10 protein-coding genes are annotated in these 11856 nt (G+C 42.7%); 2 read left to right on the top strand and 8 right to left on the bottom strand.

From position 1 onward, the window contains the following. Positions 1-8 precede the first annotated feature (8 nt). The 8 genes from AC25JC_RS08060 to sdsA all read right to left on the bottom strand — a co-directional run bounded on the left by AC25JC_RS08060 (position 9) and on the right by sdsA (position 10726). Positions 9-452: a YbjQ family protein gene (locus AC25JC_RS08060; protein ID WP_180129192.1), complete on the bottom strand. Its 444-nt coding sequence runs from the start codon at positions 450-452 to the stop codon at positions 9-11. A 3-nt stretch (positions 453-455) separates the two neighbouring features. Next, a complete protein-coding gene (locus AC25JC_RS08055) occupies positions 456-812 on the bottom strand; it encodes a YbjQ family protein (RefSeq protein WP_078192212.1) in 357 nt (118 codons plus the stop codon). Positions 813-962: 150 nt separating this feature from the next. Beyond that, on the bottom strand, positions 963-2417 hold the full coding sequence (adeK, locus tag AC25JC_RS08050) for a multidrug efflux RND transporter AdeIJK outer membrane channel subunit AdeK (RefSeq protein WP_180034600.1): 1455 nt from the start codon (positions 2415-2417) through the stop codon (positions 963-965). Continuing rightward, complete coding sequence (locus AC25JC_RS08045; RefSeq protein ID WP_111885287.1) at positions 2417-5596, bottom strand: efflux RND transporter permease subunit; 3180 nt, start codon at positions 5594-5596, stop codon at positions 2417-2419. The genes adeK and AC25JC_RS08045 overlap by 1 nt, the downstream gene beginning before the upstream one ends. 12 nt (positions 5597-5608) lie before the next feature. Next, the gene (locus AC25JC_RS08040) at positions 5609-6874 is read right to left on the bottom strand and encodes an efflux RND transporter periplasmic adaptor subunit (RefSeq protein WP_486923821.1); all 1266 of its coding nucleotides are present in this window, start codon (positions 6872-6874) and stop codon (positions 5609-5611) included. A gap of 42 nt (positions 6875-6916) precedes the next feature. Then, on the bottom strand, positions 6917-7513 hold the full coding sequence (locus tag AC25JC_RS08035) for a phosphatase PAP2 family protein (protein ID WP_180129197.1): 597 nt from the start codon (positions 7511-7513) through the stop codon (positions 6917-6919). A 152-nt stretch (positions 7514-7665) separates the two neighbouring features. Then, positions 7666-9717, bottom strand: coding sequence for a site-specific recombinase (locus AC25JC_RS08030; RefSeq protein ID WP_078192207.1), 2052 nt, complete (start codon positions 9715-9717; stop codon positions 7666-7668). A 31-nt stretch (positions 9718-9748) separates the two neighbouring features. Further along, positions 9749-10726 (bottom strand): All-trans-nonaprenyl-diphosphate synthase, encoded by a 978-nt coding sequence (gene sdsA / locus AC25JC_RS08025; protein WP_078191391.1) that lies wholly within the window; start codon positions 10724-10726, stop codon positions 9749-9751. A 459-nt stretch (positions 10727-11185) separates the two neighbouring features. On the opposite strand from sdsA, the gene rplU reads away from it, so the two are divergent. Beyond that, the gene (gene rplU / locus AC25JC_RS08020) at positions 11186-11497 is read left to right on the top strand and encodes a 50S ribosomal protein L21 (RefSeq protein ID WP_078191390.1); all 312 of its coding nucleotides are present in this window, start codon (positions 11186-11188) and stop codon (positions 11495-11497) included. 19 nt (positions 11498-11516) lie between these two features. Continuing rightward, on the top strand, positions 11517-11771 hold the full coding sequence (gene rpmA / locus AC25JC_RS08015) for a 50S ribosomal protein L27 (protein WP_067764378.1): 255 nt from the start codon (positions 11517-11519) through the stop codon (positions 11769-11771). Positions 11772-11856 lie beyond the last annotated feature (85 nt).

Here is an 11856-nt window from a genome sequence, read left to right as displayed (position 1 = left end):
TAGAGAGATCAGATCTCTCTCTTTTGAATTGCTGTTCCATACGCAAAGACTTCGACCATGCCGCCTTGCATACCCAACTCAGTGGTGCTTAAACGCAGGCCCATAATTTGCGTTGCGCCCATCTTTTCAGCTTCTTGCTTTAAACGCACCACGGCTTCCCGACGTGCCCGATCGACGATGCTTTCATAACTGGTTAAACGTCCGCCAAAGAAGTTCTGAATATTGGCAATCACGTATTTAAAATAATCATGTGAAATCACTACATTACTTGAAATCAGTTGTCCGAAATGTTCAGTAGTTTTAAAGCGGTTGTTGTCTATTTGAATATGCGCCAATCGCTTTTCTTGAGCTTCGAGTTCTTTGAGATGCTTTTGTTCGATATGGCGACCGAAGCCCCAACCAATACAAAAGAGCACCACAAAGATCAGGACTTTAAAAATAAAGGCATCCATGACTTAGTCCTGAGTTGGAAATGGGTCTGGGAGTTTTGCTGAGTTGGCTTCTACGCGAACAGCCGTGCCATACACAAATAATTCAGAGGCGCCTTGAGCAATATTTGAGGTTGAAAAACGGATGCCGACGACTGCATTCGCGCCTAAGGCACGTGCTTTATCAATCATACGGCTCATAGCTTCTTGACGGGATTCTTCGAGTAGTTCTGTATAACCTTTGAGTTCACCACCCACGATATTTTTTAGGCCAGCCATAAAGTCACGACCAACATGTTTACTGCGGACAGTACTGCCATAAACGACATCAAGTTGTTGTGTAATGGTATGACCCGGAACAGATTCAAGATTACTTAAAAGCATTTTTAGTTATCAATATAAAAAGGTGAATTGAAGATAGGAAACTCTTCAGCAAAAAGCAATATGTTCATTTTTATTTTGTAGCTCCGATCTAAAAATGAAAAAGCCCACCGAAGTGAGCTTTTCAAATATTACGGGCTAGGCTAACTCAAATTATTGTTTTGATGCAGCTTTACGCTCAGCAGTAGAAGGTTGGTATTGCACAGCATCAGAAGTGTTGGCTTTGATACCACCACCAAGTGTTTTATACAATTCAACTTGGTTGTTGAGATTTGCTTGTTCAAGCAACAACAAACCTTGCTCAGCTGCATAAGATGCACGCTGCGCATCCAGCACAGTTAGGTAGCTATCAATACCAGCACGGAAGCGAGCATTTGATAGTTTGTAAGTTGTATTGGTTGCATCAACTAAACGGCGCTGTGCTGCAATACGGTCACCAATGTTTTGGCGAACTGCAAGCGCATCATTCACTTCACGGAAAGCTGACTGAACTGATTTTTCATAATCAGACAATGCAATTTTCTGGTCAGTTTCAGAAACTTTAATATTGGCCTGACGTGTACCCCAGTCGAAGATTGGAATATCTAGGCTAGGGCCAGCAGACCATACAAAGTTGCCTGATTTAAATAGATCACCTAAGTCCGTTGAAGCATAACCAGCAGAACCTGTCAGGCTAATCGTAGGGAATAGACGTGCTTTAGCTGCACCAATGTTCGCACCGGCAGCAGACAGTTTATATTCAGCTGCACGGACATCTGGACGGTTGTTCAACAAGTCACTTGGAATACCTGAACCAATGGTATTGGTCGAAGTAATCCGACTGACACGTTGGTTTGGCAGCAAGTTCGCAGGTACTTGTTGACCCACTAATAGATTCAATAAATTTTGCGCTTGAGCAATTTGAGTTTTGTAGTTCGCAACATCATTACGTGCAGTTTCTACAGAAATTTGAGCCTGACGAACAGGAACTTCACTGTCAATACCGACATCAAAACGCTTTTTGTTCAGGTTGTAAGATTCAAGCTGAGCTTTTAAGGTTTGATCCGCAAGCTTCAAGTTCGAATTGGCATACGCGTAGTTTAACCATGCTTGAGCCACTTGACCGATCAACGCAATTTGTGTTGCATCACGGGCACTTGCAGTTGCAAGGTAACTGTCCAAAGCATTGTCTTTTAAGCTACGTACACGACCCCAAAAATCAAGTTCATAGGCAGTGACACCTAAACCGACATTATAAGAGGTGATAGGCTTTTGTGTATTCAACGTGTCTTGACGAAGTACACTACCACTTGCACCAATGGTTGGTAATTGACCATTGGCAGTGATTTGATACTGTTGCTGTGCACGTTCAATATTTAAAGCAGCCGTACGTAGGTCACGGTTATTGGCTAAAGCTAAGTCAAGAACTTGTACCAGACGTTGGTCAGCAAAGAAATCTTTATATCCTTGTTCAGCAACAGAAGTACCAGAAGCACTTGCTGTGTAGCTTTCGGGGATATTGGTCTGAACAACCGGCTCTGGACCACGCATGCTTTGGCAGGCAGCCAAAGCAAGCGCAAGTGAAGAAACCGCAATGCTACGACCTGCAATAGACCATACATTTTGCATCACGATAAATGCTCCTGATTATTTTGTTGTTTTGGTTTGTACTTAAAGATACTTCGGATCCATACATAGAACACAGGAATAAAGAAGATACCAAGTAGGGTAGAACTGATTACGCCGCCCAATACACCATAACCTACGGAGTGCTGACTACCTGCACCTGCACCCGAAGAAAGGGCAAGCGGAAGTACACCAAAACCAAAGGCTAAAGTGGTCATGATAATTGGACGTAGACGCATTTTAGCGGCATGCAATGTTGCGTCAAACAGATCTTCACCTTTTTCTTGAAGTTCTTTGGCGAATTCTACGATCAAGATCGCATTCTTCGCAGACAAACCAATGACGGCAATAATAGCCACCTGGAAGTAAATGTTATTCGCCAAGTTTGGATTTTTGAAGAACACCATTCCAAGGAAAGTCAGTAATAACGCACCCAATACACCTAATGGTACAACCAGTAATACTGAGAACGGAATAGACCAGCTTTCATACAAGGCAGCAAGACATAGGAAGACGATTAACAATGAAAGTGCGTATAAGAATGGTGCTTGTGCGCCAGACTCACGTTCTTCTAGAGATAAACCAGTCCATTCATAGTCAAAGCCTTGAACGCCCATCGAAGGAAGTTTTTGTACAATTTCTTCCATCGCTTTCATCGCATCGCCCGAACTTACACCCACACCCGGTGAACCTTGAATGTTCACAGATGCGATACCGTTATAACGTTCAAGACGTGGTGAACCATAAGTCCATTCGCCAGTAGCGAAGGTCGAGAATGGAACCATTGTGCCTTGGTTGTTACGGACATACCACTGGCTCAGGTCTTCAGGCATCATACGTGCCGCAGCCTCACCTTGTACATAGACTTTCTTCACACGACCACGGTCAACGAAGTCATTGATGTAAGAACCACCCCATGCCATACCCATTGTGGTGTTAATCTCAGAAATACTCACACCCATTGCACCAGCTTGAGCTTGGTCAATCGTGATTTTGTACTGTGGTGTATCTTCTTGACCGTTAGGACGAACACCCATGAGGCGTTTATCTTGAGCAGCCATACCGAGTACCATATTACGGGCATCGATAAGTTGTTGATGAGTTTGACCTGCAGAAGCTTTTAACTGCAAGTTGAAGCCGGCAGTTACACCCAATTCAGGCATTGCTGGTAATTGGATTGGCATGATGTATGAAGCATCCTTCACGATCATGTTCAATGCCATACCACGTTGAATAATCGCACCCACTTGAGATTCAGGTGATGTACGGTCTTCCCAATCTTTTAACTTGATGAATGCAAGACCTGCGTTTTGACCTACACCTGTGAACGAGAAACCGGCAACACTGAATACAGAATCGACATATTTTTCTTCGTTTTTCAGGAAGTAATCGGTCATTGCAGTGACAGTTTTATCCGTACGCTCAAGTGAGGCATTCGGTGGTAACTGTACCAGTGTCATTACAACACCTTGGTCTTCTTCAGGTAAGAATGATGATGGTAACTTTTGGAATAAAAGTACCAATAAGCCAATCACAACCGCATAAATCACACCAGAGAAAATCTTGTGGTGTGTCATGAAGTTCACGCCGCCTTGGTATTTATGCGCAACTTTATCAAAAGAGCTGTTAAACCAACGGAAGAAACGGGCAAAGATATTGTTGCTTTCAGGTTTGTTTGGATCATGTTGTTTCAACATGGTCGCGCATAGGGCAGGGGTAAAGGTCAATGCTACAATCAATGACAGAATCATTGCTGTTACCAGCGTGATTGAGAACTGACGATAAATTACACCTGTCGTACCACCGAAAAATGCCATCGGCACGAATACAGCGGTTAACACAGAGGTAATACCGATTAAGGCACCCGAGATCTGTTTCATTGAGATTTCAGTTGCAGTCACTGGGTCAAGATGATCTTCAACCATAACACGTTCAACGTTCTCTACGACAACAATCGCATCATCCACGAGGAGACCAATCGCCAGTACCATCGCGAACATGGTGAGTGTGTTGATCGAGAAACCAAACATGTTAATGACAGCAAAAGTACCCAATACCACTACAGGTACAGCCAATGTCGGAATAATCGTTGCGCGCCAGTTCTGTAAGAACAAGAACATCACAAAGAATACGAGAATCACGGCTTCTACAAGGGTATGTACAACACTTTCAATCGATAACTTAATGAATGGAGTCGTATCAAATGCAAGCGTGTCTTCTAAACCTTCAGGGTAGTTTGGACGTAGTTCTTTTAAACGTGCTTCAACAGCTTCGGCTGTGTCTAATGCGTTTGCACCAGTTGCTAGTTTGATCGCTACACCACCAGCAGGTTTGTTGTTGAACTTAGAGTCGAACTGATAGTTGTCAGCACCTAATTCAACACGTGCAACATCACCTAAACGTACCTGAGCACCATCACTACTGTTACGCAGGAAAATGTTTTTAAACTGCTCTGGTGTTTGCAACAAACTTTGTGCTGTAACTGTCGCGTTCAGTACTTGACCTTCAGTTGCAGGCGCACCGCCTAACTGACCAACAGCAACCTGAGCATTCTGTGTACGGATAGCCGCAGCCACATCACTCGGTGTAACTTTCAGGTTTGCCATTTTGGCTGGATCTAGCCAAATACGCATCGCATAAGAACCACCAAATACTTGGACTTCACCTACACCTGCCACACGGCTGAGAGGTTCAGAAATATTCGAGTTTACATAGTCCTTAATGTCGTCCGCAGTCAACTTGCCCGACGGTGAGTGGAATGCTACAACTTGTAGGAAGCTTGCGCCAGATTTGGTGACTTTTACACCTTGACGCTGTACATCTTCAGGTAATAGCGCTGTCGCAGACTGGAGTTTGTTTTGGACTTGAACTTGGGCGATGTCTGGATCGATCCCTTGTTCAAAGTTCAATGTAATAGATGCCTGACCGTTACCCGCACTGTTTGACGAAATATAACGTAAGCCATCCAAACCATTCATTTGTTGTTCAATGATTTGGGTTACGGTGTTTTCAACTGTTTCTGCAGATGCACCAGGGTAAGTCGCAGAGATTGAAACCGTTGGCGGCGCAATGGTCGGATACTGTGCAATTGGCATATTTGATAGCGTGAGTACACCCGCCAACATAATCACCAATGCAATCACCCATGCAAAAATGGGGCGATGAATAAAGAATTGAGCCATTCAGTCTACTCCCTATGCGTTTGAAGTAGCTTTTTGTTCAGTTTTAGGCGCTGCTTGTTCTGCGGCTTTAGCGTTTGGCTTTGCTGCAGCAGGTTGTTGCGCACCTTGAGGTGCAGCAGCCTGAGGTTGATACGGTTTGGCTACAACTTGTTGCTCTGGCTTAACTTTCGCAATACCGTCAACAATCACTTTATCGCCAGTGTTTAAGCCTTGAGTCACGATCCAATTCGAACCTTGCGTACCAACAGTGGTTACAGGACGAGATTCAACAGCACCTTTTGCATTCACAATCATTGCAATCGCTTGACCTGTAGGGGTACGCGTAATGGCAGCTTGTGGAATCAGGTAAGCATTTGGAATCACACCTTGAACGATGCGAGCATTGGCAAACATACCCGGAAGTAATAAATGATTCGGGTTAGAAAAAACAGCACGAAGTGTAACCGTACCTGTATCTGGGTTTACACTCGCATCAGAAAATGCAAGACGACCTTCAATTGGGTATTCGCTACCATCTTCAAGACGTAATTTCACTTTGGTGTTATTACTGCTGTCCAAGTTGCCTTGGCTTAACTGTTGACGTAAGCGAAGAAGTTCAGCGCTTGATTGGTTAATGTCAACGTACATTGGATCAAGACGTTGAATTGTGACTAATGGATCAGCCTGAGATGCAGTAACTAAAGCACCCGCTGTGACTGTAGAACGGTTGGTTTGACCTGAAATTGGTGCACGTACAGTTGAATAACCTAAGTTAATTTCTGCATTTTTAAGTTCTGCCTGAGATGCAGCAACGTCTGCTTCAGCCAGTTTAACTTGCGCAACAATATCGTCGTATTCTTGTTTTGAAATCGCATTTGAGCCAACAAGCTGACGGTAACGACCTTCTTTAACACGTAACACGTTTAGGTTTGCTTGTTGACGTCTTAAAGCAGCACGAGCACTGTCAGCTGAAGCACGGTTTGTACGCGAGTCGATCTCGTACAAGGCTTGTCCTTCGCGAACATAGCTACCTTCTGCAAATAAACGTTTCAGTACTACACCACTGGTTTGTGGACGTACTTCTGAAATTTCATAGGCAGATGTACGGCCTGAAAGTTCAACAGATTGTTCAACGCTTTGCGGTTGGGCAACAATGACACCGACTTCAGTTGGTGGCATTTGCTGTGCAGCAGCAGTTTGCTGTGCATCTTTAGGATCTTTGCTACAACCAACAAGTGCAATACTTGTTGCCAATGCGCAAGCAGTCAGGGCGGGAGCCCAAAGCTTTGCAGACATCATTGTTCCACCTCAATTAGATATTTATCTAAATTATTCATTTGTTTACGCTTTACTGATTTTGATGTAACTCAAATAAAGTAGCGCGATCCAAATAAAACTTATGCTCCAACCGGATAAGACATCTGTTGGAAAATGAACCCCAACATATACTCGCGAAACACCCATACACAGCATCCATAACAATGCCAAAATGGTGATCAAGCGATGTTGAGCATGTTGTCGGTAAATCAAGATCATAAGACACGCAAGCGATGCAGCATAACAACTGTGTGCGCTTGGGAATGAACTCCCGTAAGACGCTACAAGATGGTACATTTCTGGGGGACGCGGTCTGGTGAACGTAAATTTAAGCAACCATGCAAGGCCGATACTTCCAAAGATCCCTATACTGATAAAAACAATCTCTGTGTATTTTTTATACCACGCAAAGTGTAAACACCATAGCGTGGTGAAAAATAATACAAAAGGCATGCCGCCTAGCGCCGAAAGTCCGATGGCAATTTGATTAAAAACAGCAATACGGTGCTGACTCATCCATTCCACGATATTTAAATCTAATAGATTTAAATAGCTAGAATAAAGCGACAACACACTGATAATTAATGCAAAAAAACCAACAAACAGTAGCGTTCGTGGCATATTTTATTCCTTGTCATTTTAACCGGTTTGAGCTCGGTTAATTAATGGACTAAAGTGTACTCATCAGTACACTTTATTTCAAGTATGTGTAAATCATACTGATTTTATTTTTTGTGTTCATTTACATCTTACTAAAATAAAACACAAATCTGCTAATGATTGTTCTTACTGGCTTGTGTGCCATCTTCAACTTCAAGTGGGGTTTTCGGTGGCCAGAAAAAATCACTTGGTCGCGTTAGAAAATGAGTCATCACCAGTTTAGCCAGTGGTTTCCATTGTTCAAATCTTACGCGACGTGCCCGTAGTGCCACAATAATGGTTAACGTGAAACTGACGAATAAGTTAGTCAGACCGATCAGAATAACCCCTAAAAATGACACAATGATTAAGCCAATGTCTGGTGAACCATTAATATTGATGAGGCCTTGAATGAAGTTGGCCGAGGCGAAGGCGATATGGCGAATATCTAAAGGTAAACCAAAAATAAATCCAATTGTTCCCATACTGCCCAGCATGATCCCGAATAAGAAGTTACCTGCTAAAGCACCTAAGTTTCGCTCAATGTAAGCGGCAAGCTTATCCAGTCTCTCTTGACCCATGATGCGTTTTAACTTTGGATGTGCTTGAATCCGTGGTCCAACTTTGCGATAGATCGCCATGTTGTCAAAGTACCCAGCAAGCAAACCTGATAAAAACAAACATACTCCAGCTATCGCAGCATGTGGCACAGCCAGTGAGGTAAATGGATTGAGGTCGTGTAAGGTTTTAGCTGCTTTTGCATGATTCATTAATGGTTCATGTAAAGCCATGTCCCAACTTAATGCGATCAATGCTGCAACAGGAATCGCAATACTGATGTTGCCTAAGATTGCAATAAACTGGGTTCGAATGATGTTAATAATTAGCGCGGCAAGTTCGGCAATCTGCGCCATTTTCGAGCCTTTACGATGCTGAACCGTCGAGGCAAGGGCGGCAGCTGTCATCGCAGGCTGTTTAGTGGCAACAGTAAAATGTAAGACATGAATCAGCATAAAGCCGAAAGAGTAGTTCAGACTATACGAAATGGCTTGCATGAGCGGTGCCATGCTGACACGGGCCATCAGCACTTTTAAAGTTGCCATACATGCAATGATCACACCGGCACCTGCCGCAGATCGGTACATGCTCATAAAGCCTTGTTTGTCCGTACTTACATAGTGTTCGCCAGTTTTACTTGCGTTTTCGGTGACTTGTAGGGCAACCAATTCACTATTGGTGGCGAGCAAATCGCGCACACTGCGTTCGCTATAAATCGCTGACGTCACATCACTGAGTAAACTACCCATAGAAACATAGCGGACATCATCTTCTTCAACAATCAGGTTGAGTAAGATTTCTAAGCGATCTAAACACTGTTCTAAAAGCGACAATAAGTAAGTCAGGCTGACACTTACGCCAATTCGTTTAGTCGCACGCCGAATCTTCAGCACCACATCACGACATTGTTCCAGCATTACCAACGCTTGAGAAGCATCTGGCGGTAGCACAGCACTCATTTCTTCAGCACTTTGATGGAGCTTTTTATACTGCTGAATAAAATCATTTATTTCACGGTTTTGCACCAAAAAAGGTGATTCATATTCGGTCAGTTCAGGCTGTGCATTAATAAATTCAGGATATAAGCCAATACCACTTACCCGATAGGACAAAACGGTAATGGCTTTAATTAACTCACGGCGAATTTTCTTTTTTTCTTCCTGATTGCTATGGCCTTGGTTAAACAGTCGAAATAGCTGCATCCATTGCTGATCATCAATACTGTCCAGCCAATATTTGTCGCTATGACGATAAAAAACTCGACGGACTAAATCTTGTAATTGAGTTTCGTCATTGATCAGAGGAAGAAAATGTGCGCCAAGCCGTTGGAACAGTTGTCCCCAAAAACCATCGAGAGACAAAATACCTGTGTCCGCATATAAACTGGTTTGTTTATATCGGCTAATGAGTTTTAGGACAAAACTTTGCAAGGTAGAGGCTGCATCTGGCGTGATGAGTAAAGCTTGGATGAAAGCCTGAAATTTTTTCTTAATTTCGTCAGTATTTTTTGTATCTTCTGGTCGAATTCGGTTGACCAATTCGATCAGCAAGTTTTCATCCAGCACAGCCCGAGGGGTATCGAGCTGTTGCTGCATGGTCAAAAAGATATCATTCAGTTTTATATGCATAGGCAATGGGAATTACGAGGAATATTGTTAATTATTGAATTCGGTGTAATGCCAAGTTTGCGAGGTTGATTAAAGCTTGACGATATTCAGTATCTGGTAGCGCTGCTAAAGCGGCTAGTGCTGCCTCAGTTTCTTCAGTCGCTCGTTGGCTACAATAATCAAGTGCCCCAGAGCTTTGTACAATCTGAATAACACGCTCTAAATCTGCCGTACCACCTGTGGCAATACTGCGGCGAATAATGTCATGTTCTTCGCCAGTGGTATTCTTTAAGGCCGAGATTAAAGGTAAAGTTGGTTTACCTTCCATCAAATCATCACCAATATTTTTACCTAATGTTTCAGCATCTGAGGTGTAATCTAAAATATCGTCAATAATTTGAAAGGCATTTCCAAAGTGTCCGGCAAATTTTCTAAGAGGTTCACGGTACTCTGGTGTACCCGTCAAAATCGCTGCACCTTCGGTAGCGAGCTCAAATAAACGCGAAGTTTTACCGTGAATAATATCTAAATAGGTTTGTTCAGTAGTTTCAGGTTGGTGCTGTGATTGAAGTTGTAAAACTTCACCTTCAGCAATTTCACAGGTACCCGTTGAAAAGTCTTTGAGTAAAACTTTGCTGTCTAGATCCACCAATAAATCAAAAGCGCGAGAAATCAAAAAATCACCCACAAGTACGGCAGTTTGATTATTCCATGTCGCATTTGCTGTTGGGCGGCCACGGCGTAATCCCGATTCATCGACTACGTCGTCATGAACCAAGGTTGCGGTATGTAGCATTTCAATAATTGCTGCAAGTTTACGGTGTTTTTCTAAATCTTCTGCGCCACAAGCCTTTGCTGCAAGTAAGCACATAATGGGACGCATGCGTTTACCGCCTGCTTCGACTACATGTTTACTGACTGCCATGACCAAGGCAACTTTAGACGTGATCCCTTCATTAATAAATTTGTCCATCGCAGCAAAGTCAGTAGCAACAGGCGCGAGAATATCTTGCTTAAAGTCGATGGTCATATGAAGAGAAACCTCAATAATTTTTGAATTACAGACGTAGTGTAGCAATTTGTTATATGAATAACAGATAAGAACTTACTCAATTGACTTAATCTTAAGTGATTTTTTTCATCAAGCGGAAGTATTGTACTTATTTTTTAACAGACTTTTATCTTTAGCATGTTGTTTGAACAGCATGTTGTTGATGTCAGTCCAGTGTATATTAGCGAATTGTTGCTAAAAATCTATGTCAAACCTTGCCATAAGCATGATAAGTGAAATAGAGCACTCATTTTAATGGTTTTAATGACACTGTTTATATAATAAACGCATACTCATCTAATATTTTACGGAAATGACTTGTTGTTTTTTGGGTTATCCCTTAAAATCTTTGCCTTTGCGAAACCCCAGTGACGATCGTTTTAAGATCGGTATATCCCTTTACCGGCACGACAACACGGGCATGTTTGGAGTACTTAAATGTACGCAGTAATCCAAAGCGGTGGTAAACAACACCGTGTAGTTGAGGGTGAAACCCTTAAAGTAGAATTATTGAAAGCTGAAACTGGCTCAACTGTTACTTTTGATGACGTGTTGATGCTTGTTAACGGTGACAGCATTCAAATTGGTGCACCAGTAGTAGCTGGCGCTAAAGTAACTGCTGAAGTAGTTAGCCATGGTCGTCACGACAAAATCCGCATCATCAAAATGCGTCGTCGTAAACACTATCGTAAACAACAAGGTCACCGTCAATGGTTCACTGAGTTGAAAATTACAGCTATTTCAGGCTAATTACGAGGAGTAAGTAGACATGGCAACTAAAAAAGCCGGTGGTTCGACTAAAAACGGTCGTGACTCGAACCCAAAAATGTTGGGTGTTAAAATCTACGGCGGTCAATCTGTGACTGCTGGTAACATCATCGTTCGTCAACGTGGTACTGAATTCCACGCTGGTGTAAATGTAGGTATGGGCCGTGACCATACTTTATTTGCAACTGCTGACGGCGTTGTGAAATTCGAAGTGAAAGGCCAATTCGGTCGTCGCTACGTATCTGTTGAAGCGTAAGCTTGAATAGAAAAAAACCCGCATTTTTGCGGGTTTTTTTTCGTCTGAATAAAATGTGAGGTATTATTTTAGATTGTTACAAATG

Source organism: Acinetobacter sp. P37, from assembly GCF_057480965.1.
The sequence above is the reverse complement of the archived record's forward strand: the minus strand, read 5'-3'. Positions and strand labels throughout refer to the sequence as shown.